Raw genomic sequence first — 22,345 nt, 5'->3', positions numbered from 1 at the left:
CGCATCCGGCTACCCCCCGGGTTTGCCATTCAGGTGTTTGCTGGAGGCTTTGAGGGGGCCCCCCGCATGATGACGGTGGGGCCGGATGGACACCTCTACCTGACCCTGATGTACGGGGGCCAGGTGGTGCGCCTGCCCGACCGCAACCGCGATGGCCGGGCCGATAGGGTCGAGGTGCTGGTGGGGGGCCTCGAGCTTCCGCACGGCCTGGAATGGCACCGGGGCTGGCTTTACGTGGCGGTCAGCAACGCAGTCATTCGCTTGCAGCCGAGGGGCAACGTCTGGCTGCGTGAAACGGTCATCGCCGAGATTCCGGGGCCTTCCGGGCACTTCACCCGCACCCTGCATTTCGGGCCGGATGGCAAGCTGTATGTGTCGGTGGGCTCCGAGACCAACTTTGGCCCCGAGCGCGACCCCCGCCGGGCGGCCATTTTGCGCTATAACCCCGACGGCAGCGTTCCGCACGACAACCCCTTTGTGCGCGACCCTGACCCCCGCCGCCGGACGGTCTGGGCCGAAGGGCTCAAGAACAGCGTGGACTTTACCTGGACTCCTCGAGGCTCGCTCTGGGCCACCCACAACGGCACCGACCACCTGGGCGACGACCTGCCCCCCGAAGAGGTGATTGTGGCGGTAGAGCCGGGGGGTTTTCACGGCTGGCCCTACTGCTACACGCCGGGCCTGGGCCTGAACCTGAAGGCCGAGCGTAGCGAGGTGCCCGACCCCCGCACCGAGGGCTTCGACTGCCGCAAGGCGGTTCCCGCGCTGTTTACGGCCCCGGCCCACTCGGCCCCGCTGGGCATGACCTGGGGTACGAAGAGCCACTTTCCGCTCGAGTACCGCAACAGTCTCTACATCGCCTACCACGGTTCGCTGGGGGTGCAGAACCCGGCCAAGTACCGCGACTGCAAAATTGAACGCTTCGTGATCCAGAACGATTTGCCGGTTCGCTCGGAAGTGTTTGCCACCGGTTGGCGGGAGACAGGCCAGATGTGCCGCGATGCCTGGGGCCGCCCGGTGGGGCTGGTGATTGGCTTGGATGGGGCGATGTATGTATCGGATGCTAAGGGAGGGCGAGTTTATCGCATCTGGTACAGGGATGGGTAAAACAGCGTGGAGCTTAATCGCGGCCTCCCACAAACACTGCCCTCGCAGCGGCCAGTGTTTTACCCCCAACAGCGGTGTGTGCTGTAGGGACTATTCGTGGTAACCGCTCAAAGATAGGTGAGGAGCGCTCTATGCTTTTCTTGAAGCCTGCGTGATGCGGTGTAGATGCATTTTTGGATCTGCTATTGACAAAAACAGTGAAACTGTATTAGTGTAACTAACACGAGTTAGTAACACGAGTTATCCCATGAGGTTATAGGGGGTAGGCATGACGTCAGATGACCCGAAAGAGGCAGTTCATACTTTGCCAAGGGGGTGGCGGGGTCGCACCCTGAGTCGAGAGGCCCTAACGGGTTTCTTGTTCATACTACCCGCTCTGATTGGATTCGTGCTGTTCTACCTTATTCCCGTGTTCCGTGCTGTGGAGATTAGCTTTACCGACTGGAACTTGTTGCGTCCGCCCAAAGGAGTAGGGCTGGAAAACTACGGCAGATTGATTGCCGATGAAAACTTCTGGCACTCTTTGCGGGTTACCGGACTCTACGTGCTGTACAACATTCCTATCCAAACGGCGTTGGGACTCTTTCTAGCGGTACTGATGGATCGGGTGGTGCGGGCACTGTGGCTACGGGCAGTGATTATTCTGCCGTACCTGCTCTCGAGCATTGTGGCAGGCATGATTTTTGTTTGGCTGACAAACCCCCAGTTGGGATATATCAACGCCTTCATACAGGGGCTGGGCGTTGAGAGGCAACCCTTTTTTGGCTCGCCCGATCAGGCCCTGGCTTCGGTGGCTGCTGTAAACATCTGGAAACACATGGGTCTTACGGCCTTGCTTTTTTATGCAGGCTTGCAGTCCATTCCCCGCTCACTCTATGAAGCCGCTTCAATTGATGGCTCGAGCGAATGGCATACCTTCTGGCACATCACCCTGCCGCTACTGCGACCGGTAATGGCTTTTGTGTTGGTTACCAGCGTTATTGGCTCATTTCAAGTCTACGACATGATTGCAGTAACCACAGGTGGGGGCCCGGTGGATGCCACTCGAGTCATTGTCTGGTATATCTCCGAAAATGCCTTTAATTTCCTGCGAATGGGCTATGCGTCGGCCATGTCGGTGGTGTTGTTCTTGATCCTGATTGCGTTCACCCTAGTGCAGATGCGCCTGTTGCGGGCCAATCAGTCCGACCTGGGATAGAGGTGCGCTATGGAACCTACTTTTTCCTCTACCAGAGAAGTGCGCAGATTTTCTTGGGGGCTCGCGCTGTCGTGGTTGCTGTTGGTGATAATGATCTTTGTCACCCTGTTTCCATTGTGGGTAGTACTCAAGACGGCCATTACCCCCGCCAAGGATCTTTTTGCTGAGTCCACCAGGCTTTTTCCCAGCACGCCGACCCTGATTAATTTTGAGCGCGTGCTTGGTTTCTTGAGCCTCGAGCAAAACCAGGCGGCAGGAGGCTCTGGAGCGGTAATCAACTTCGCGCACGCACTGCGCAACTCTCTGCTCTTTACGGCTTGTGTGGTGATATTCCAGACCTTCTTCAGCGCCCTGGCGGCCTATGCCTTTGCACGTCTGAAGTTTCCTGGCCGAGACCTGATCTTCTTCCTTTTTCTGTCGGCCACCATGATCCCGGGCGTGGTGTTGTTCATACCCAATTTCATCCTTATGCGCGATCTGGGCTGGCTCAACACATTCCAGGGAATGGTAGCGCCTTATGTCCTGATGGCGCCATTTGCGGTGTTCTTCCTGCGGCAGTTTTTCCTTTCGATGCCCAAAGAGCTCGAGGAGGCCGCCTACCTGGATGGGGCTTCGCCTTTTTACATCTTCTGGCGGCTGGTGCTGCCTATTAGCAAAACCCCTATTGCCACCCTGAGCATCCTCACCGCTATTGCTACCTGGAACGAGTTCTTCTGGCCCTACATCGTGGCCAGGGGAGATGAATGGCAGGTAATTACGGTGGCCCTCAAGGCCTTTCAATCGCAGTCACCCCAGGGTGGTGCGGACTGGACCGGAATTATGGCAGCAACGTCCCTTGCAATCATTCCAGTGATCATCCTGCTCTTGGTGCTGGGGCGTCAGGTGGTGGAGTCGCTGCAATTCAGTGGCGTGAAATGACGTAAAGGAGGTAGGAGAACAAGTCTAAAGAGAGATTGGCAAACCCGTCTTAGGCTTCTTTTTTTGGAGGAGAAACATGCAACAACTGGCTCAAAAAGTAGGGATGCTGGCCATTTCAGGTTTACTGGGTACCGCCCTAGCCCAGACCGAGGTCTCTTACTGGTTGTGGGATGCCAACCAGAAGCCCGCGTATGAAGCTTGTGCAGCCGAGTTCAACAAACAAAACCCCAACATCCGTGTAAAGATTGAGCAAAAAGGCTGGGATGACTACTGGACCAGCATCACCACGGGCTTCGTTGCGGGTACTGCTCCCGATGTCTTTACCAGCCATCTGGCCAAGTACCCTGAGTTTGCGCTCAACAACCAGATTGTTGACCTAACTCCTTACATCAAGCGGGATAATCTGGACACCAAAATCTACTATCCTGGCCTCTATGATTTATGGGGAAAAGACGGTAAGCAGTATGGTTTGCCCAAGGATTGGGACACCGTTGCCATTGTCTACAACAAGAAAATGTTGAGAGAGGCGGGGGTTACAGAAGCGCAAATCAAGAACTGGACTTGGAATCCCAAGGACGGTGGCACCTTCGGTCAGATTCTGGCCCGTCTAACCAAAGATAAGAACGGCAACAATGCCTTGAGCCCTCGCTTCGACCCGAAAAACGTGGTGCAGTACGGCTGGGTTAGCCCCAATGGGGGAGGGTACGGTCAGACCGAGTGGAGCTGGCTGGCAGTTGCCAATGGTTTCAAGTTCAACGATGGTCCCTGGTCGCGCAAGTACTACTACGATAGCCCCAAGCTGGCCGAGACCATCCAGTGGCTAGCCGACCTCGGGCTGAAGCGAGGTATTGCTGTGCCCTTCAAGGATCTGCCCACCAGCGGTGGTGTCGAACCGCTTTTTACCTCGGGGAAAGCAGCCATGATGCCCCAGGGCTCTTGGATGATCACCTACTTCCGCGACAACACCAAGTTTGAATACGGTTGGGCCCCTTTGCCCATAGGGCCGCTGGGACGCAAGAGCATGTTCAACGGTCTGGCAGACAACATCTGGGTGGGCAGTAAAAAGAAAGAAGAGGCCTGGCGGTGGGTCAGGTTCATGGGTTCTCCGGCCTGCCAGAACATTGTGGGGAGCTTTGGGGTGGTCTTCCCAGCCATCAAGTCCGGGGTGGATGCTGCCCTGAAGGCGCATGCCTCCAAAGGCATTGACGTGAGTGCCTTTACAACTGTGGCCAACACCCCTGGAGCCACTTTCTTGTTCCCCATCGCCGACAAGGCTTCCGAGGTCAGTAGCATCATGCAAGCTGCGATGGACTCTATCTTCTTGGGCAAGGTCACCGCAGTGGATGCCCTGCGCGAAGCCAATGCCAAGGTGAATGCCCTCTTTCGCTAGATTGCCTGGAGGGTGGGGAGGCATTTCTCCCCCCTAGCCTTATCCGCATGGGGTGTGGTGATGCGCGCAGCACTATCCAAGGTAGCCCTAGCCCTCCTTCTAGGGTCTTTGGATGCTGGCGCATCCCCACCGCATGCCCCTTCCGATGGCACGGTAGCGATAACGGTAGATTTTGTGAAACTTGAACAGGGTTTGTGCGGTACTGCTTTTGAAGCCCACGATTTGCCACACACTGCCCAGGGCCGCACATGGCCGGTGCGGGGTTTCGACGGCAATGGCGCAGGGGTGGGGCTAGGCGACCTCAATAACGATGGCCTCATCGAGATCGTGCTGGCTTCCCAGGTCGGCGAGGCCAGTGTTTTTTGGAACCAGGGTCAACTCCGCTTTGAACGGGAGGCTTTACCCACAGAAGGTACTAAGGCGGTAGCCTTGGTAGATGTGGATGCGGATGGCTGGCTGGACATCACTTTTACCCATAACAACTCTTATCCCAGTTACTGGCGCAATCAAAATGGGCGTTTTGTACAGCAACGTTTGGAAGGGGTGCGCCATCCGGCTTTCGTGTTTTTGTGGGATGACCTATTGGGGCGGGGTCGGTTGGATTTGGTCACCGCCTCGTATGATCCGATCCTCGAGGCCGAGAACCGCGACGGATTCTTGTTTGGCCGAGGGGCTGGGGTGTTTTTATATGAAGCAGGCCCACAGGGCTATACAGAACAACGTCTATACCCCAAGGCATTTGCCCTGGGGCTGGTGGCCTTCGATGCAGACCTGGACGGGCAGCGCGACTTGATTGTGGGCAACGACTTCGACCTGCCCGATATGGCCTGGCGCTGGGATGATGGAACCTGGCAGCAGTTTCAACCCTTCCGGCAGTTTAGCAAGCACCCCATGGGTTTTGCCCTGGGCGATATCCAAAACGACGGTGTGCCCGAGCTTTTTTCTACCGACATGAAACCGGATTTCCGCGACCTCAAGACCCTGGCTACCTGGATGCCCTTGCTGGAGCGGGGCTACAAAAAATTCCGTACGCAGGGCCCCCAGAAAACCGAGAACATGTTGCAGGTTCGGCAGGCCCAGGGCTTTCGCAATATGGCCTATGCGCTTGGTCTGGATGCTACCGGTTGGAGTTGGTCGGCCAAGTTTGGCGACCTGGACAGCGACGGCTGGCAAGACCTCTATGTGGTGAACGGCATGATGGATATCGAGCAGTTTCCTTATTTGCCGGGTGGCGAGCTGATCGAAGAAAACCGGGTCTTTCGCAACCAAAGAGGCCGGTTCGAGCATCAGCCGGACTGGAAACTGGGTTCGAAGCGCAGTGCTCGAGGCATGAGCATGGCAGACCTGGACAACGATGGCGACCTGGACATTGTGGTCAACAACCTGAGCAGCCCGGCCCAGCTCTTTGAAAACCGGCTCTGTGGCCACCCCACCCTGGAAGTCGAGCTTCGCTGGCCACAGAGCCAGAACACCCGCGCCATAGGGGCCGCGGTGATTTTGCACAGCAATGGCTGGCGGCAGTGGCGGCAAGTCACGGCGACTAGTGGCTATCTCTCGGGCGACGCACCCCGGCTGCATTTTGCCCTACCCCAGGAGGAGGGGTGGCTCGAGGTGGTCTGGCCCGATGGAAAACGCTCCTGGCAAGCGGCAAGGGCCGGCCAACTGCTGACCCTGATCCGAAGGGAGACCCCGTGAGTCCTACCCCCCCTAGAAGTCTTGCTGGACTGCTTAGCTTCCGGGTCTACCGCGAGCTATTGCTGCTTTTGGGGGCTTTGGGACTGGTGCTGGCCGGGGTAGGGGTATATGGAGCCGGCCTGCCCGTCTGGGGCGGGACGCTGGTTTTTTTGGGTGTGGTGGCCGTGCCGGTGGGGCTCAAGTGGTGGGACGACTTTAGGTGCTTGGGAGCTGCTGCCTTTGTGCTAAGCGCTTTGCTGATGCTCCAGGGTTTTCACTTTTTAGAGCACACCGTACAGATGGTGCAGTATTACCTGCTCAATCGTCCTCCCATCCTGTCCCAAGGGCTCATCTCCTCGCTCAATGTTGAATGGGTGCACTTCCTTTGGAATGTTTTTGTGCTGTCTATGGTGATTTTTTTGCTGCGGCGAGGGTTGCGCGGTTTCTGGGGTTGGGCGCTTTTAGGCTGGACTACGGCGCACACCCTCGAGCACGCCTACCTGCTACTACGCTACTTGCAACTCCAAGCTGAACTCGGTGCGCTGGGCCTCTCGGGCTTCCAAGTTGCCCAGGCCCTCCCGGGCATCCTGGGCCGCGACGGCTGGTTGGCAGAGAACAACCTCTGCACCGGCGTTCCGGGCCTTACGACGTTACCCCGAGTGGCCATCCACTTCCTTTGGAATTTGGGCGAGACCGGGTTGCTGGTGTTAGCGGCCCACACCCAACTGGCTCGCCTTATTCAACCCCGCTAAGGAGAATCCTATGCCCAAAATCACCTTCATAGGCGCAGGAAGCACGGTTTTTGCCAAGAACTTGATCGGCGATATCCTCTCTTTTCCCGAGCTTGCCGAGTCGGAACTGGTGCTGTATGACATTGATGCCGAAAGACTGGCCACTTCCGAGATCGTAGCCCGCAAAGTGGCCCAAGCGCTCTCAGCAAAACCCCGAATAGTGGTCACCACCGACCGAGAACGTGCTCTGGACGGCGCCCACTATGCCATTAACATGATTCAGGTTGGGGGATATAAGCCCGCCACAGTAATTGACTTCGAGATTCCCAAGAAATACGGCTTGCGCCAGACCATTGCTGACACTTTGGGCATTGGTGGCATTATGCGGGCGGTACGAACCATTCCTGTCCTTCTGGAGATGAGCCGGGACATGGAACGACTCTGTCCCGAGGTACTGCACCTCAACTATGTCAACCCCATGGCCATGATCATGTGGGCCTTGCAGAAAGCCAGCCCCATCCGCTCCATCGGGCTGTGTCATAGTGTGCAGCACACAGCCGGTGAAATTTGCCGCGACATTGGGGTGCCGGTGGAGGAAGTCAACTACCTGGTTGCGGGCATCAACCATATGGCCTATTTCTTGAGGCTCGAGCACCAGGGTCAAGACCTCTACCCCCGCTTGCGCACCTTTGCCGAGAGTGGCCAGACCCCATACCGCGACCATGGCGAGGTTCAACTCCCTGATCGGGTGCGCTATGAGATGTTCAAAAGGCTGGGCTATTTTGTCACCGAGAGCAGCGAGCACCACGCCGAGTACCTGCCCTACTTCATCAAGCGCGATCGCCCCGACCTGATCGAGCGATACGGGATTCCCCTGGACGAGTATGTTCGCAGGTGCGAGGCCCAGATTGCTGGCTGGGAGACCCAGCGTCAGGAGCTTCTGAGCGAGCGCGCACCACTCGAGGTTCGGCGCAGCGTGGAATATGGCTCGGGTATCATCCACTCCCTCGAGACCGGCCAGCCCAGGGTGGTCTATGGTAATGTGCTGAACCACGGCCTAATTGATAACCTGCCCCAGGGCTGCTGTGTGGAAGTGCCCTGCTTGGTAGACAAGAATGGCATTCAGCCCACCAAAATAGGGGTGCTTCCGCCTCAGCTAGCGGCCTTGATGCGAACCAATATCAACGTGCAAGAGCTCACCGTAGAGGCCATCCTGACCGGTAAGCGCGAACACCTCTATCATGCCGCCATGCTGGATCCGCACACGGCAGCCGAGCTCGACCTCGAGCAAATCTGGAAGCTGGTAGATGAACTGCTGGAGGCACACGGCGAGTTTATTCCCGTCAACCTGCGCAGTTACGCAGCTGCCTTCTAGAAAGGCCTTCTATAATCGAAAAAGGTATGGCTGACCATCGTCCCGTCACCAGTCAACAGGTTGCCAAACGGGCCGGGGTTTCCCGCACTACCGTCTCCTTTGTCCTTAACGACGTTCCGGGGGCCAACATTAGTGAGGAGACCCGGCAGAGAGTGCTACGAGCGGCTGCAGAGCTGGGCTACGTTCCCAACGCGGCGGCCCGCAGCCTGGTGAGTGGACGCACCCTGACGATTGGGCTGGTGGTGGCCTATGCCGAACATCTAAAAGTGGATGCCTTCATCCCGCAGCTTCTGTTCAGTATGAGCCAGCATAGCCACCTGCATGGATACCGGGTATTGCTGGAAACAGTTGAGGATGTCTCGCGTCCCGATGCTTATACCGACCTGGTAAGGGGCAAGCACATAGATGGGTTTATTGCGGTTAATGTTCGCTCAGATGACCGCCAGCTACCCGAGCTGATTCGCCGAAATTATCCCGTGGTTTTGCTGGGGTTTCCCGGCTGGGAGGGGTACTCGGTTGTTACCGATGGGATTGGCGCGGGTCGGCGGGCCACCGAGCACCTGATCTCCTTAGGGCATACCCGCATTGCCCACATTACCTTTTCGCCCGAGGCGTATGTGGCCACCCGGGATCGCCACTTGGGCTACCGGCAAGCCCTGGAGCAGGCTGGGATAGGCTACCGCTCGAGCCTGGTGCGATATGGCAACTACAGCGCAGCCAGTGGCTACCAGGCCATGAAAGAGCTGCTACGGCGCAAACCTTACCCTACGGCGCTGTTTGCCGGCAACGATACCATTGCCATGGGCGCAATGGCTGCCATCCACGAGCAAGGACTGCGTATTCCAGAGGATATCGCGGTGGTAGGTTACGACGACATTCCAACTGCACCCTACATGAACCCGCCCCTAACCACCATTCGGGTCTCGCCGGTTGAACAAGGCCGCATTGCCGTCGAGATGCTCTCGGCTCTTATCCGCGGCAACCCGCCGCCCGAGCGCCAGGTATTGCTTGAAACACCTTTGGTGATTCGCGAGTCGTGTGGGGCGAGCAAACACAAGAAGTAGCTCAGCCTAGCTTCCGACTTACCAGTTCCTGCACCAGTTGCGGCTTGGCCTGCCCCTGGGTCTCCCGCATCACCTGCCCCACAAAGAAGCCCAGCAGGCCGGTCTTGCCGCCACGGTAGGCCGCCACTTTGTCGGGGTTTTCGGCCAGGATTCGGTCCACGATGGCCTCCAGGGCCCCCTCGTCGCTGACCTGCCGCAAGCCCTTGCGCCGCACGATCTCCACCGGGTCTTCACCGCTGGCCTGGGCCTCGGCCAGCACATCCTTGGCGATGCGGGTGTTGATTTCGCCGGACTCCAACAGCTTCACCAGCCCGGCCAGCCCCTCCGGCCTGACCCCGGACGCACCGGCGCGAAGGGCAGGGGCCAGGTCGTTGACCACCCAGTGGGCCAGCGCCGCCGCCGGAGCAGACCGGGCGGCTTGCAGCAGGAACTCGGCCAGCCGGGGCTCGCGGGCCAGCACCCGCGCCTCGGCCTCGGGGACGCCCTGGGCCAAGAGGCTTTGCAGCCTGGACTCCTGCTCGGGGCTGAGGTTAGGGGAGGCGGTCGGCGAGGCCGGGCTTTCCGGCTTTTTCGCTCTGGATGCTTTGGGGCTGCCTGCTGCACGAGGTTCTTCGGTCTGCCGGGTGGATTGGCCCCAGGTGTCCTTCAGGGTGACGATGCGGTTGTAGACCAGCGCACCGGGTTTGGAGTCTATGGGGTCTTGCCAGAAGTAGCCGTTGCGCTCGAGCTGGTAGCGGGTGTCTGTGGGGTCGCCCAGCACGCTCTTCTCGATATAGCCGTGAACAACCTCCAGGCTTTTGGGGTTCACAAAACGCAAGAAGTCCTGGTCTTCCGGGGTTTCGTGCTCGTCCTCCTGCTCCTTGGCCTCGGCCTCGGGGTGGGGCACGGTAAAGAGCCGGTCGTACAGGCGGAACTCGGCGGGCACCGCGTCCTCTTCGCTCACCCAGTGAATCACCCCGGCGGCCTTGGCCTCCTCGGGCAGGAGGGTGCAGGCGAGCTCGGTCACGCGACCTTCCGGGTCGGTCTGGTAGGCGTCGCAGCGGATCACCCCGGCCATCTTGAGCCGCACGGTTCCGCCCGGGGTCAGGCGTTTGAAGCCTTTGGGGGGGGTGAGGGCAAAGTCGTCCTGCTCGATGTAGAGCGTTGGGGTCAGGCTCAGCAGACGGGTGGCTTCTTCGGGGCGAACCCGCTGGCCGCTGGGCAGGGGCACCAGGCCGTCGGGCGACTCCCGAATGACATCGTGGGGCCAGTAGGGGAGGGCGATGGGGCGGGGCTCGCTCAGGTTGGTGAGCACCACCCGGAGGGGGCGCAGCACGGCCATCACGCGGGGGGCGGTGGTGTTCAGGTCGTCGCGGATGGCGCCCTCCAAGAGCGCGATGTCCACCGTGCGGTTGGTGCGCGAGATGCCGACCTGAGCGGCAAACCGGCGGATGGCCTCGGGCCGCACCCCGCGCCGGCGCTGTCCGGCCAGGGTGGGCAGGCGGGGGTCGTCCCAGCCGCGCACAAAGCCCCCGTCGATCAGCTTCCTCAGCTTGCGCTTGGAGACCACGGTGTACTCCAGGCTCAGCCGGGCGAACTCGTACTGGTAGGGGCGGGGGGCGGCCGGCAGGCCGCACTTGCCGCGCAGGTTCTCCAGCAGCCAGTCGTAGATGGCCCGGTTGTCCACGAACTCGAGGCTGCACAGGCTGTGCGTGACCCCATCCAGGGCGTCGGTGGTGGCCTGGGCGAAGTCGTAGGAGGGGTAGATGCACCACTGTTTGCCGGTGCGGTAGTGCTCGGCGTGCACAATCCGGTAGAGCACCGGGTCGCGCAGCTTCATGTTGGGGCTGGAGAGGTCAATCTTGGCCCGGAGCACGTGTTCGCCGTTCCTGAACTCGCCCGCCCGCATCCGCCGGAAAAGCGCCAGGTTCTCCTCCACGCTCCGCTCGCGGTAGGGGCTGGGGGTGCCGGGTTTGTCCACCGTGCCGCGCAGCCGGGCCATCTCCTCGGGCGAGACGCTGTCCACGTAGGCCAGCCCCTTCAGGATGAGCTTCTCGGCCATCTGGTAAAGCGCTTCAAAGTAGTTTGAGGCGTAGCTTACCTCGGGCCCCCAGTCCCAGCCCAGCCAGCGCATGTCGGCAATCAGGGCCTGGGCGTACTCGGCTTTTTCGGCTTCGGGGTTGGTGTCGTCCATGCGCAGGCGGCACTCGCCGCCGTAGTCGTGGGCAATGCCGAAGTCTATGTAGCTCGCAATGGCATGGCCGAGGTGGGCATAGCCGTTGGGTTCGGGCGGAAAGCGGGTGACGATTTTCTGGTAGCGGCCTGCCTTCAGGTCTTCATCAATAATCTCGGTGATGAAGTTGGGGCTCACAAGACGGGGTTTGGTGGTTAGAGCGCTCATGCCAACAGGGAAAGGATACAATGTGCAAGGCCCAGATACACCTTTATCATATGCCATCCGCCTCAGGTTACGGCCCCATTGCCACCATTTTTGTCCCATCCGCGGGGTGGTTGCTACCCTCTTTTTTGGGAAGTGGGGAGGCAAAGTAAGATGATAAAAGCCCGACGTTGGGGTGGCGGCAAGTACCAGCAACCATAAGCTGAATGTTTGAAGCCCTCGAGCCAGAATATGACCCTACCTATTCACACCGCCCTGATTGGCTATGGAATGGCTGGAAGGGTTTTCCACGCACCGGTCATCCAGGCCGTACCGGGCTTGCGCCTGGTCACCATTCAAAGCAGCCAGCCGGAGCAGGTGCGCTCGGACTGGCCCGAAGTTTGGGTCAGCCAGACCTTTCGGGAGGTGGTTGAGAATCCACAAATCGACCTGGTGGTTATCGCTACGCCCAACCATACCCATTTTGAGCTGGCCCAAAGCGCTTTGCAGGCGGGAAAACACGTGGTGGTTGACAAGCCCTTTACCCTGACCGCGGCTGAGGCCCGCATTTTGCAGGAGGAGGCCAGGAGCCGCGGAAGGTTCCTGTCGGTTTTTCAAAACCGGCGATGGGATGGCGATTATCTGACCCTGAGAAAGCTGCTGTATCAGGGAACCCTGGGCGAGGCGATCTATTTCGAGTCCCGCTTTGACCGCTACCGGCCCGAGGTGCAGAATCGCTGGCGCGAACAGGCCGGGCCGGGGAGCGGCCTGTGGTACGATCTGGGCCCGCACCTGCTGGACCAGGCGCTCGAGCTCTTTGGTCGGCCCCTGGCGGTGTACGCCGACCTTGCCCGTCAACGTGAGCAGGCCCAAACCCCCGATTACGTGCACGTGCTGCTGCGCTACCCAAGGCTGCGGGTGGTCTTGCACGCCAGTGCGCTGGTGCCGGGGGGCAGTCCGCGTTTTATGGTTCACGGTACACTGGCCAGTTTTGTGTCCAGCGGACTCGACGGCCAGGAAGCCCTGCTGAAGCAGGGCCTGCGTCCGGGGGCGGCTGGCTGGGCGCCGGAACCCTGCGAGGGCTGGCTCTACCATCCCCATCGAGCCGCAGAGCGCGTGCCCATGGAGCCGGGCGATTATCGGCGTTACTACGAGGGGGTCCGCGATGCCATCCGGCAGGAGGGGCCCAACCCCGTGCCCCCGGAGCAGGCAGTGCGGCTGATGGAGGTGCTCGAGGCCGCCCTCAAGAGCGCTCAGGAAGGTCGGGAGATTCCCCTGGAGGTGAACGGATGAACCTTGAGCAAGACCTGGCCGGTATTGCGGAACAGGAAGCCCGCCTGCGCTTCGAGCATTTCGACGCCGAGGTGGCCTGGGAACTGGGGCAAAAACTCAGGCAGGCGGCAGATGCCCTGCACAGCGCGATTGCGATGGACATCGGTTTGTTTGGTCAGCCGCTGTTCTTCTACGCCATGCGCGGCACCAGCCCCGACAACGCCGACTGGGTCAGGCGTAAGCGCAACGTGGTCCAGCGCTTTCATCGAAGCTCTTATGCGGTGGGCCTGATGCTCAAGCAGAAGCAGAGCAGCCTCGAGGAGCGCGGCCTGGATGCCCGCGATTATGCAGCCCACGGCGGAGGTTTTCCCATCTTTGTGAAGGGGGTGGGGTGCATTGGCGCGGTCACGGTCTCGGGCCTGCCGCAGCGCGAGGATCACGAGCTGGTGGTCGAGGTGCTGGCCGACTACCTGGGGGTGCCCTACGAGGAGCTGGCCCTCGACCCATGAGCGGTGTGGGCTTCGTCCGCTTTGGTAGGGCAATGCTTCGGCACTGGCTGCTCGACCCGGCCATCACCTACCTCAACCACGGCACCGTGGGGGCAACGCCCACAAGCGTCCTGGCGGTGCAGCAGGCCCTGCGGGAGGAGATGGAGCGGCAGCCGGCCCGCTTTTTGTTGCGGGAGCTTTCGGCCCTGTCGGGGCAGTCTCCCCGGGCGGTGCCCCGGCTGCGCGAGGCCGCAGATGCGGTGGCCCGATTCGTGGGGGCTCGAGGCTCCGATCTGGTTTTTGTGGACAACGCCACCACCGGGGTGAACGCGGTGCTGTGCTCGCTGGATTTACGGCCAGGGGACGAAATTCTCATAACCAGCCTGGCCTACGGCGCGGTGGTGAACGCGGCCCGGTATTGGGCTGAGCGGGCCCGGGCGCGCTTGCTGACCGTAGAGCTCCCATTTCCGCTCAGGCATCCGGCGCAGATTGTCTCGGCGGTGGCCGAAGCCCTGACTCCCCGCACGCGCCTGGCCATCCTCGACCACATCACCTCGGAGACGGCGCTGGTGTTGCCCCTGGCCGAGATGGCGGCGGTTTGCCGGTCGGCGGGGGTGCCGGTGCTGGCCGATGGGGCGCACGCGCCCGGGGCCATCCCGCTGGACATCCCCAGCCTGGGCGTGGACTACTACACCGGCAACCTGCACAAGTGGGCGCTGGCCCCCAAAGGCTGCGGCATCCTGTGGGTGGCCCCCGAACGGCAGCCAGACCTGCACCCTCCGGTGATTTCCTGGGGCCTGGGGCAGGGCTTCACCCAGGAGTTCGACTGGGTGGGAACCAAAGACCCCACCCCCTATCTGGCAGCGCCGGCAGCCCTGGATTTAATGCGCGAATGGGGTCTGGAAGCCATGCAAACCTACAATCACCGCCTGGCCTGGGAAGCGGCCCAGGTGCTCTCGAGCCGTTGGGGAACCGACCTCCCGGCCCCGGAGGTCATGCTGGGGTGTATGGCAACCCTGCCGCTGCCCCTTTCGCGGGGGAAAACCCGCGAGGAGGCCGCCCGGTTGCAGTATGCCCTCCTCTACGAGCACCGCCTCGAGGCCCCCATTCTGTGCCGGGATGAGCGCTTGTGGGTGCGGGTCTCGGCCCAGGTGTACAACGAAATCGAAGACATCGAGCGGCTCGCCGAAGCGCTCGAGAGCGCTCTTCACATGTTATAAGCCGTTCGAGGTCGAGAAAGCCTGGTTCTGAACAGAACAGTGGCCGCGTGGAAACTCGAAAAGATGGGTCTCGGCCAGACGCAACGCAGACACTTGTCCCTTCTCGTTTTCGAGGGCCGGCACGTCTGTGAAGAGCGCGAGAGGCGCTGTGGTAGTGCCGGGTTCAGCCGCACGAGCAACGTTCAACAATGCACAGGGCAGGAGGGGGCGGCGGTCTTGACTCCGTGCTCCTTATCCCCATATCCCTGGGCCCTGCCTGGCCGCTTATACCGTTAGTAAGGTGTTTGTGGAAAGATGGTTCTGGGGCTTCTCCCCAGGGCCGCCCTTGCCAGGAGCCCTTTGCTCGAGGCGCACGGGCGCAGGCGCAAAAAAAAGCCATCCGCAAGGCGAATGGCTTTTTGGCGGAGTGGGAGGGATTCGAACCCTCGATACAGGAAACCCGTATACACGCTCTCCAGGCGTGCCCCTTCAACCACTCGGGCACCACTCCAGCACAAACTGAACCTGCCTGGGCAGGCAACGTTGAGTGTACAGGGCGCTCCTGGGAGCGTCAAGCGTCCGAGGGGTATACTTCGGGCGTGCGTCTACTTGCCATCTTTCCTCATCCGGACGACGAAATAGGCGTTTGTGGCACCCTGGCCAAGCACGTCGCGCGCGGCGACGCGGCAAAAATCCTCTGGCTCACGCGGGGCGAACTGGCCAGCCAGTTTGGCGACATGCCCCCCCAGGAGGTGGCCCGCATCCGCGAGGGGCACGGACACGCGGTGGCCGAGATGGTGGGCGCAGAGCCCCAGTTTCTCGATTTTCCGGACTCGAGCCTGACCGGGGGCCGCGAGGAAGCCCTGGCCATTGCCTGGGTGGTGGCGAGCTTCAAACCCGATGTGGTGCTGACCTGGAACCCCCACGACGTCCACCCCGACCACCGGGCCGCCTACTGGGCCACCCTCTCGGCGCTCAAGTTCTGCCGCATTCCCAAGCTGGTCGGCGAACCCCACCGCCAGCCGGTGCGCCTGCTGCACTACTACCGCAGCGATATTCCGAGGCCGGCGGTCTATGTGGACGTGGGCGAGGAGGGCCAGGCGGTGGCCGAGCGGGTGTTTGGCTTTTACCGCGACTTTTACCAGTGGGAGCTGAGCCTGGAGGCGTTCAGGGCGAATCGCTCGAGGCTGGGGGCCGAGGCTGGCGTAAAGTTTGCGGAGCGTTTTCAGGCAGAGGCTCCGCTGGCCCATCCTTTTCTTGGCTGAGCTCCCCCACCTCGAAGCTGCCCCGTGGGCTGGTGAAGGTGTAGGCGGCAAAAGCGGCAATCAGGGTCAGGGGCAGCAGGCTGTAGCCCCCAATCTCGCCTGCCAAGACCACCGCAGCAAAGGGTGCGCGGGCAATACCGGCCAGAAGCGAAGCCACCCCCACCAGGGCGGCGGTCTCGGGTGGGGGCGCAATGGAAGGGAAAACCTGGCCCAGCAGCTGGGCCAGAATGAGCCCACTCAGGCCGCCCAGGGTCAGGGCCGGGGTGAGCTGCCCCCCATAAGCCCGCACCCCCCCGCCCAAAATCAGCAGGGCCAGCTGCACCAGAAAGAGCGTGCCCAAAAAGGGCAGGGTCAGGATCGGCGAGGTGCCGAGCTGAACCCAGGGCAGCCCGCTGCCGATGGCCTCCGGCATGAGGAGCAAGACCCCCGCCAGCACCAGCCCAAAAAGGGCATGGCGCACCCCGAAGGTGAGGCGCCGTAAGAAGCGTTGCAAAAACCGCTCGGCCTCGAGCCAGAGGGTGCCCACCCCGGCACACACCAGACCGATGGCCAGCCCAAACAGGAGCTGGGGCCACTCCAGAGGCCCCGGTGAGAGCTCGAGCAGCGGCCCGTAGCCGTGAAAAAGCCCGTAAACCGTGAAGCCGGCCAGCGCGCCAATCAGGGCGGGGGCCAGGGCGCCGACCTCCAAAGCCAGCCCCCGGTAGACAATCTCGCTGGCCAGAAGCGCCCCGGCCATGGGCGCATGGAAGGCCGAGGCAAACCCGGCGGCCATCCCGGCAAAGGGCAGAAACCGGCTCGACTCCCCCAGTGGAATCCGCCGCCCCATCACGCTGCCCACCCACAAGCCCAGGGCAGCCATGGGCCCCTCGCGGCCCAGGGGAGAGCCGGCGCCCAGCTGCACCAGCGAACCGACAATGCCCCGAAAATACTCGCTGGCCCGTACCGGACGCCCCGCCCGGTAGGCCGCCAGCAGCCAGCCCAGCCCCCGGCCCGAGCCCAGGTAGCTCGAGGCCGCAAACACCAGCGGTAACAGCAGTGCCAGCCACCCGAAGGCCGGCCCGCGAAAAACCTGCGAAAGCCCCCCCTCGCCCGGCAGGCCCGGCGGCAGGTAGCCCAAGGTCTCGCCCAGCAGATAGCGCTCCACTACCCTCAGTAAGAACACAAACCCGGCGGCAAAAACCCCGGTCAGGGCCCCCACGAAAGCGCTGTAGAGGATGAGCGCACCAATCTGCATAAAAATCCCGGCACTGAGGCCGACTACCAGGATTGTACTTGGGAAACCGGCGTTCCGCGGGTGATGCGGGGCGTTTCCAGCCCCAGCACCCGGTAGCCGCTACGGGTCGCGGCCCGTACCAGCACCCGGGGGTCTACCCGCCCCCACAAAAAGAGCGCCTCGTTGCGCACGTCGAGGTCGGGGCTGCTGCTTTGGGAGTCGGTGCCTAAGGCGGGCTCGAGGCGGTGCTTGAGATACCAGTCCCAGGGCATCTGGCCGCAGGCTAAGGCCTCGTTGCTGCGCGGACAGGCCACCACCAGGGTGCCCGACTGGGCCAGCATCTCTACCTCTTCCTCGTCCACCTGCACCCCGTGCACCACCGTCAGGTGCGGCCCCAGCACCCCGAGTTCGGCCAGGTAGCGCACCGGGGTCAGGCCGGGCAGCGCCTGGTAGGGCGGAAAGCCATACCGCTCAGGGAGGGCCTGCAAGGGGCCGCGGCCCTGGGTCATCAGTTCGGTTTCTTCGGGGCTTTCGGCCACGTGCATCTGCAGGGGGAAGCCCTCGAGCCGGGCGATCTCCACCAGCTTTTTCAGCAGGGCCGGGCTCACGTTGTAGGGTGTGTGGGGTGAAATTCCCACCCTGAGCTGGCTGTTTCGCCCCCGCCACTCGGACAACCGGCGGGCCACCCAGCTGGCTATCCCTTCGGCCTCGGTGGGGTTGCGGTTGATAACCTCCAGGTAGACCACCCCGGGCAGGGCGCAGTGTTCCAGCAGCCACTCCACCACCTCGGGCTGGTAGGCGATGTCCCCAAAACCCCCCACCCCCAGCGCCCGAAGCGCCTCGAGGCCCTGCTGGGTAGCCTCCGGGGTGCGCTTCATGCGGTGGTCAATCACGTGCTGGATGAACTCGGTGTACGGGCCGCGAAAGTAGGGCACGGTGGAGAGGTCGAGGTGGGTGTGGGCGTTCACCACCGGCGGCGTGAGGGCCTTGCCCTTGTGCACGATGGGGGCCTCGGGGTAGCGCTGCCGCAACTCGTCGAGGGGGCCGCTCGCGGCGATGTGCTGGCCCACCACCACCAGGCCGCCCTTGAGCATGGGCGTTCCGAAGCCTAGGTAGACCACCTCGGCGGTCCAGATTTCAGGGGCGAGTATCAGGGCTTCCTCCCATGTGCCCAGCGCCAAAGGCTCGAACAAGCCGATGGCTCACAGTCCGGGGTTTGAGGTATTTTCAACATCTCCTAAAGGCCAGGCCGATTTTTATCTTCGCTCCAGAACGTACCGGTTGGGGCTCCGCACGAAGTCGGTGGCCTGATAGCCCCGCGCGAAGTAGTGCTCAAAAACCTCGCGGCTGTGCGCCCGCCAGCGCAGGGCTAAAGCCGGGTTGGTTTGCAGGATCTGGCCCCAGTCTTCGGGAATCTCTACCAGGATGCGGGGTTCGCTCAGGTCGGGCTGGAACCCCAGGGGCTCTTGCCCTTCGACCAGGTTGGCCTGCGGCAGGCCCTCGGTGCGGGGGGCTGGGGGTGGGGCGTAGATGCGGTTGTAGACCCGGGCCGAGCGCAGCTCCCAGACAGCATAGGCCCGGTCCGAGGGAGCGCCCGCATTGATGCCCCCCATATTCCCGTAGCAGTTGGGAATGTAACGATGGAAGGTGGCGCCCAGCTTACGCAGGTTGAAGTGGGCGTTGAGGCTTCGCAGAGGGTCGAAGGTCCAGACCACCCGCTCGTAGCCACGGCTCAAGGCCCAGTCGCGCTGGAAGCGCTTGAGCAGAAGGCCCACCTGGCTGCCCTGGTAGGCGGGCAGCACCCCGGTCATGTGCGAGTGGTGGTCGGTGGGGCGGTTGGTGGGGAAGCCAAAGATAAACCCAACCAGCTCCGGGGCAAAGCCCCCCGCCCCCTGAGCCTTTTCCCCCAGGGAGAAAGGGGCTGTGGCTTCGACCCGGTACGCGCCCGCCAGCAAGGCCCCCTCGTGGACCAGGGCCATCAGGGTTCCGGTGCGGATGGTGTCGCTGGGGTCGTTCCAGATGGCCTGCTCGAGCCGGGGGATTTCGGCAATCTCCTCGGGCTCGTGGAGTTCGCGGATGAGCACCTGCATACGCAGCGGTTTTTATCCCTGCACCGCGTGGGTTACGTAGGCCGATTTCTCCGTCAGTTTCTGGACGAGGTCGCGCTTCAGGTTCACGCCCAGACCAGGCCCCTGGGGTACGGGCATCAGACCGTTCTGGGCCTCGAGGGCCTCCTCGATGATGTCCTCCTGCCAGTAGCGGCTGGCGCTGCTGGTATCCCCCGGCTTGATGAACATGGGCAGGGTGGCCACGTGGATGTTGGCGGCCCGGCCAATGCCCGCCTCCAGCATCCCCCCCATCCAGACCGGCAGCCCGTAGCTCTGGGTGATGTCGTGCACCTTGCGGCTGGCCAGAATGCCCCCGACCCGGCCCGGCTTGAGGTTAATAACCCGTCCGGCCCCTATCTCCAAGGCCTTGCGGGCGTCCTCGGGCGAGGTGATGGACTCGTCTAGGCAAATGGCGGTGGAGATGGCGGCTTGCAGCTTGGCGTGGTCCAGGATGTCGTCGAAGGCCAGGGGCTGCTCGATGTAGTCGAGGCTGGCGGCGTCGAGGGCTTTGAAGGTGGCGATGTGGTTGAGGCTATAGGCGGAATTGGCGTCCACGGTGAGGTTGGCCTCGGGGTAGGCTTCCCGCACGGCTAAGGCCAGTTTGACGTCCCAGCCGGGCTTGATTTTGAGCTTGATGCGCCGGTAGCCATTGGAAAGCCCCTGGCCCACCTTTTCCAGGGTGGCCTCTATGCTCGGCTCGATGCCCAGGCTGATGCCTACCGGAATTTCGGTGCGAACCCCCCCCAGCACCTTCCAGAGGGGCTGGCCCAGGCTTTTGCACCACAAATCCCAGAAGGCCATCTCGAGCGCAGCCTTGGTCATCTTGTTGCCCCGGAAACCGGCAATCTCGCCCCAGAGCTGCTCGGGGTTGGCCAGGTCTTTGCCCAGCACCTGCGGAATGAGCAGCTCCTCCAAAAGCGCCCAGGCCCCCGGAATGGTCTCCTCGCGGTAGTGCGGGGTGTACTCCATGACGGTTTCGGCATAGCCCTCGAGGCCCTCGCCGTACAGGGTCAGGAGAATCAGGTGGCGCATGGTCTGCACCCCGAAGGAGGTCTCGAAGCGAAACTTGAGGGGCAGCGAGATCAGGCGGAGTTCGGCGGCTTCGATTTTCATGCTTCACATGCTACCGTGCAGGGCGTTGAAACCCCAAATGGGCCCTGAGCTTGCCGCAACGGGCGAGCTTCAAGGCGCTAGCGTGGGCAGTAATCGCCGTCCTTGCCCAAACACTCCACAAACCGTAGCGGGGGGAAGCAGGAAGTAGAGGGCTGGCGCTGGAGACCCACCCCCGGCTCATGAGCTTCAAACTTTCACCCACCAAACCAGAGCGCGAGCGGCGGCACGCATCTCTGGGCCATCCTGAGGCGCCCGGTTTGCCCTGGCGACCCCTTCAAGCGCCGGGGGTAGGCTCGAGCCGCTCCTTGCCGAAATAAGGCTGCACAGCTTTGGGCACATTCACCGTGCCGTCTTCGTTCTGATGGTTTTCCAGCAGCATGACCAGGATGCGGGGGGTGGCTAAGGCAGTGTTGTTCAGGGTGTAAGCGTAGCGCACCTTGCCGTGTTCGTCCCGGTAGCGCAGGCTGGCCCGCCGGGCCTGCCAGTCCAATAGGGCCGAGCAGGAGTGGGTCTCGCGGTAGCGGTTTTCGCTGGGAACCCAGGTCTCTAAGTCAACCTGGCGGTACTTGCCCAGGCCCATATCGCCGGTGGATACCTCGAGCACCCGGTAGGGCAGCTCGAGGGCTTGCAGAATGCCTTCTGAGATGGAGAGCATGGTCTCGAACCAGCGGTTCGATTCGTCCAGGTCGGCCCGGCAAAGCACGTACTGCTCTACCTTGTTGAACTGGTGCACGCGCATCAGGCCGCGCACATCCTTGCCTGCCGAGCCGGCCTCGCTGCGAAAACAGGGGGAAAGGGCGCAGTAGGTTTTGGGCAGCTCGCTCTCGGGTAGAATCTCGCCGGCGTGCAGGTAGTTGAGCAGCACCTCGGCAGTGCCGGCCAGGAAGGCGTCCTCGCCGTCTACCGAGTACACCTGGTCGCGGGCTGTGGGGAACTGCCCATGCCCATAGAGCACCTCTTCCTTGGTCAGGCTGGGCACGCTCAGGGGGGTAAAGCCAGCCTTGATCATCTGGTCGAGGGCAAAGCGCAGCAGCGCTTGCTCGTAGACCATCAGGTCGCCCTTCAGGATGTAGGAGCGCGAGCCCGAGACCTTGGCGGCCCGCTCAAAATCGCCCCAGCCGTTTTTCTCGATGAGGGCCACATGGTCGAGGGGCTCGAAGAGGAAAATACGGGGATTGCCGTGGACGCGGGTTTCGACATTAAACGAGTCGTCGGGGCCAATGGGCGCCCCCTCCCAGGGAATGGTGGGCGTCAGGTAGAGCAGGTTTTTGAGCCGGGCCTCGAGCGCCCGCAGCTCGGGCTCGAGCAAAGAGAGCTGCCGACCAATCTCCTTGCCCCGCTCGACCAAGGCCGTGCGTTCTTCAGGCTTGGCTTTAGCGGCGGCCTTGGCGTTGGCGTTGCGCTCGGCCTGGAGTTGTTCGGTTTTTCGCTTCAGTTCCTGGACCTGGGCGTCCAGGGCCAAAAGCTCGTCGAGGTCGAGGGTTCCGGCTTTCTTTTCGATGGCCTCGCGGACGATTTGGGGGTTTTCGCGAATAAACTTGATGTCTAGCATAACCACGCCTTGGCTCGAGGGTCGGCGGTTACTCGATGACCCTGGGTACTCTAAACTGCCCCTCTTCCTGCTCGAGGGCCACCGAGAGGGCTTCCGACTGGCTCAGGGAAGGCTCGATTTGGTCGGCCCGCAGGCGGTTGGTGATTTCCACGGGGCGGGCCATCTCGGGTAGGCCTTCGGTATCGAGTTCGCCCAGCTTCTCAAAAAAGGCCACAATCGAGCGCAGCTCGCCCTCCAGCTTGGCCTCCTCCTCCGGGGTGAGCGCCAGCCGCGAGAGCCTGCCCAGATTTTTGACCAGTTCTGGAGTAATCTCCATACGCGC

19 protein-coding genes and 1 tRNA gene are annotated in these 22,345 nt (G+C 62.0%); 12 read left to right on the top strand and 8 right to left on the bottom strand.

What is annotated here, in order from left to right; translation table 11 throughout:
• From NZN28_RS03845 to NZN28_RS03810, 8 genes are all read left to right on the top strand, one after another.
• Window positions 1-1,107, top strand: a 1,107-nt coding sequence (locus NZN28_RS03845; protein WP_295395451.1) for a PQQ-dependent sugar dehydrogenase, incomplete at its 5' end; no start/stop codon positions are given.
• A 388-nt stretch (window positions 1,108-1,495) separates the two neighbouring features.
• The gene (locus NZN28_RS03840) at window positions 1,496-2,305 is read left to right on the top strand and encodes a carbohydrate ABC transporter permease (protein WP_295395450.1); all 810 of its coding nucleotides are present in this window, start codon (window positions 1,496-1,498) and stop codon (window positions 2,303-2,305) included.
• A gap of 9 nt (window positions 2,306-2,314) precedes the next feature.
• Window positions 2,315-3,223 (top strand): carbohydrate ABC transporter permease, encoded by a 909-nt coding sequence (locus NZN28_RS03835; RefSeq protein ID WP_295395449.1) that lies wholly within the window; start codon window positions 2,315-2,317, stop codon window positions 3,221-3,223.
• 76 nt (window positions 3,224-3,299) lie between these two features.
• On the top strand, window positions 3,300-4,613 hold the full coding sequence (locus NZN28_RS03830) for a sugar ABC transporter substrate-binding protein (protein ID WP_295395448.1): 1,314 nt from the start codon (window positions 3,300-3,302) through the stop codon (window positions 4,611-4,613).
• A 174-nt stretch (window positions 4,614-4,787) separates the two neighbouring features.
• Window positions 4,788-6,308, top strand: a complete 1,521-nt coding sequence (locus NZN28_RS03825) for a CRTAC1 family protein (protein WP_295395447.1) — start codon at window positions 4,788-4,790, stop codon at window positions 6,306-6,308.
• Window positions 6,305-7,039, top strand: coding sequence for a hypothetical protein (locus NZN28_RS03820; RefSeq protein ID WP_295395446.1), 735 nt, complete (start codon window positions 6,305-6,307; stop codon window positions 7,037-7,039). The genes NZN28_RS03825 and NZN28_RS03820 overlap by 4 nt, the downstream gene beginning before the upstream one ends.
• Before the next feature lie 10 nt (window positions 7,040-7,049).
• A complete protein-coding gene (locus NZN28_RS03815; protein WP_295395445.1) occupies window positions 7,050-8,393 on the top strand; it encodes an alpha-glucosidase/alpha-galactosidase in 1,344 nt (447 codons plus the stop codon).
• Window positions 8,394-8,419: 26 nt separating this feature from the next.
• Complete coding sequence (locus NZN28_RS03810) at window positions 8,420-9,457, top strand: LacI family DNA-binding transcriptional regulator (RefSeq protein ID WP_295395444.1); 1,038 nt, start codon at window positions 8,420-8,422, stop codon at window positions 9,455-9,457.
• Window position 9,458: 1 nt separating this feature from the next.
• Here NZN28_RS03810 and NZN28_RS03805 read toward each other — a convergent pair whose 3' ends face one another.
• Window positions 9,459-11,837 (bottom strand): glutamine--tRNA ligase/YqeY domain fusion protein, encoded by a 2,379-nt coding sequence (locus NZN28_RS03805; RefSeq protein ID WP_295395443.1) that lies wholly within the window; start codon window positions 11,835-11,837, stop codon window positions 9,459-9,461.
• Between the two features lie 228 nt (window positions 11,838-12,065).
• Here NZN28_RS03805 and NZN28_RS03800 point away from each other — a divergent pair, with 228 nt between their 5' ends.
• The 3 genes from NZN28_RS03800 to NZN28_RS03790 are packed head-to-tail and all read left to right on the top strand — an operon-like array spanning window position 12,066 to window position 14,793.
• A complete protein-coding gene (locus NZN28_RS03800) occupies window positions 12,066-13,106 on the top strand; it encodes an oxidoreductase (protein WP_295395442.1) in 1,041 nt (346 codons plus the stop codon).
• Window positions 13,103-13,594 (top strand): heme-degrading domain-containing protein, encoded by a 492-nt coding sequence (locus tag NZN28_RS03795; protein WP_295395441.1) that lies wholly within the window; start codon window positions 13,103-13,105, stop codon window positions 13,592-13,594. The genes NZN28_RS03800 and NZN28_RS03795 overlap by 4 nt, the downstream gene beginning before the upstream one ends.
• Window positions 13,595-13,626: 32 nt before the next feature.
• Window positions 13,627-14,793, top strand: a complete 1,167-nt coding sequence (locus tag NZN28_RS03790; RefSeq protein ID WP_295395440.1) for an aminotransferase class V-fold PLP-dependent enzyme — start codon at window positions 13,627-13,629, stop codon at window positions 14,791-14,793.
• Between the two features lie 399 nt (window positions 14,794-15,192).
• Here NZN28_RS03790 and NZN28_RS03785 read toward each other — a convergent pair.
• A tRNA-Ser gene (locus NZN28_RS03785) sits at window positions 15,193-15,283 on the bottom strand.
• 88 nt (window positions 15,284-15,371) lie between these two features.
• On the opposite strand from NZN28_RS03785, the gene NZN28_RS03780 reads away from it, so the two are divergent.
• Window positions 15,372-16,037, top strand: coding sequence for a PIG-L deacetylase family protein (locus tag NZN28_RS03780; protein ID WP_295395439.1), 666 nt, complete (start codon window positions 15,372-15,374; stop codon window positions 16,035-16,037).
• On the opposite strand, the gene NZN28_RS03775 is transcribed toward NZN28_RS03780, so the two are convergent.
• The 6 genes from NZN28_RS03775 to gatC all read right to left on the bottom strand — a co-directional run bounded on the left by NZN28_RS03775 (window position 15,940) and on the right by gatC (window position 22,339).
• Window positions 15,940-17,271, bottom strand: coding sequence for a chloride channel protein (locus tag NZN28_RS03775; protein ID WP_295395438.1), 1,332 nt, complete (start codon window positions 17,269-17,271; stop codon window positions 15,940-15,942). The genes NZN28_RS03780 and NZN28_RS03775 overlap by 98 nt on opposite strands.
• A 23-nt stretch (window positions 17,272-17,294) precedes the next feature.
• Window positions 17,295-18,344, bottom strand: coding sequence for an amidohydrolase family protein (locus NZN28_RS03770; RefSeq protein WP_295395453.1), 1,050 nt, complete (start codon window positions 18,342-18,344; stop codon window positions 17,295-17,297).
• Window positions 18,345-18,506: 162 nt separating this feature from the next.
• Window positions 18,507-19,340, bottom strand: coding sequence for a GNAT family N-acetyltransferase (locus NZN28_RS03765; RefSeq protein WP_295395437.1), 834 nt, complete (start codon window positions 19,338-19,340; stop codon window positions 18,507-18,509).
• A gap of 12 nt (window positions 19,341-19,352) precedes the next feature.
• A complete protein-coding gene (gene menC, locus NZN28_RS03760; protein WP_295395436.1) occupies window positions 19,353-20,471 on the bottom strand; it encodes an o-succinylbenzoate synthase in 1,119 nt (372 codons plus the stop codon).
• A gap of 274 nt (window positions 20,472-20,745) precedes the next feature.
• Window positions 20,746-22,023, bottom strand: a complete 1,278-nt coding sequence (gene serS, locus NZN28_RS03755) for a serine--tRNA ligase (protein WP_295395435.1) — start codon at window positions 22,021-22,023, stop codon at window positions 20,746-20,748.
• Between the two features lie 28 nt (window positions 22,024-22,051).
• Window positions 22,052-22,339, bottom strand: a complete 288-nt coding sequence (gene gatC / locus NZN28_RS03750) for an Asp-tRNA(Asn)/Glu-tRNA(Gln) amidotransferase subunit GatC (protein ID WP_295395434.1) — start codon at window positions 22,337-22,339, stop codon at window positions 22,052-22,054.
• Window positions 22,340-22,345: the final 6 nt, after the last annotated feature.

The sequence above is a fragment of the Meiothermus sp. genome, assembly GCF_025056915.1.
Classification (GTDB): domain Bacteria; phylum Deinococcota; class Deinococci; order Deinococcales; family Thermaceae; genus Meiothermus.
The sequence above is the reverse complement of the archived record's forward strand: the minus strand, read 5'-3'. Positions and strand labels throughout refer to the sequence as shown.

What these genes read in the sequence shown, in the direction of transcription:
- gatC (WP_295395434.1), bottom strand. Translation starts at nt 22,339, where the DNA reads ATGGAGATTACTCCAGAACTGGTCAAAAATCTGGGCAGGCTCTCGCGG.
- NZN28_RS03770 (WP_295395453.1), bottom strand. Translation starts at nt 18,344, where the DNA reads ATGCTCAAGGGCGGCCTGGTGGTGGTGGGCCAGCACATCGCCGCGAGC.
- NZN28_RS03795 (WP_295395441.1), top strand. Translation starts at nt 13,103, where the DNA reads ATGAACCTTGAGCAAGACCTGGCCGGTATTGCGGAACAGGAAGCCCGC.
- menC (WP_295395436.1), bottom strand. Translation starts at nt 20,471, where the DNA reads ATGAAAATCGAAGCCGCCGAACTCCGCCTGATCTCGCTGCCCCTCAAG.
- NZN28_RS03765 (WP_295395437.1), bottom strand. Translation starts at nt 19,340, where the DNA reads ATGCAGGTGCTCATCCGCGAACTCCACGAGCCCGAGGAGATTGCCGAA.
- NZN28_RS03835 (WP_295395449.1), top strand. Translation starts at nt 2,315, where the DNA reads ATGGAACCTACTTTTTCCTCTACCAGAGAAGTGCGCAGATTTTCTTGG.
- NZN28_RS03775 (WP_295395438.1), bottom strand. Translation starts at nt 17,271, where the DNA reads ATGCAGATTGGTGCGCTCATCCTCTACAGCGCTTTCGTGGGGGCCCTG.
- serS (WP_295395435.1), bottom strand. Translation starts at nt 22,023, where the DNA reads ATGCTAGACATCAAGTTTATTCGCGAAAACCCCCAAATCGTCCGCGAG.
- NZN28_RS03805 (WP_295395443.1), bottom strand. Translation starts at nt 11,837, where the DNA reads ATGAGCGCTCTAACCACCAAACCCCGTCTTGTGAGCCCCAACTTCATC.
- NZN28_RS03810 (WP_295395444.1), top strand. Translation starts at nt 8,420, where the DNA reads ATGGCTGACCATCGTCCCGTCACCAGTCAACAGGTTGCCAAACGGGCC.
- NZN28_RS03800 (WP_295395442.1), top strand. Translation starts at nt 12,066, where the DNA reads ATGACCCTACCTATTCACACCGCCCTGATTGGCTATGGAATGGCTGGA.
- NZN28_RS03815 (WP_295395445.1), top strand. Translation starts at nt 7,050, where the DNA reads ATGCCCAAAATCACCTTCATAGGCGCAGGAAGCACGGTTTTTGCCAAG.
- NZN28_RS03830 (WP_295395448.1), top strand. Translation starts at nt 3,300, where the DNA reads ATGCAACAACTGGCTCAAAAAGTAGGGATGCTGGCCATTTCAGGTTTA.
- NZN28_RS03790 (WP_295395440.1), top strand. Translation starts at nt 13,627, where the DNA reads ATGCTTCGGCACTGGCTGCTCGACCCGGCCATCACCTACCTCAACCAC.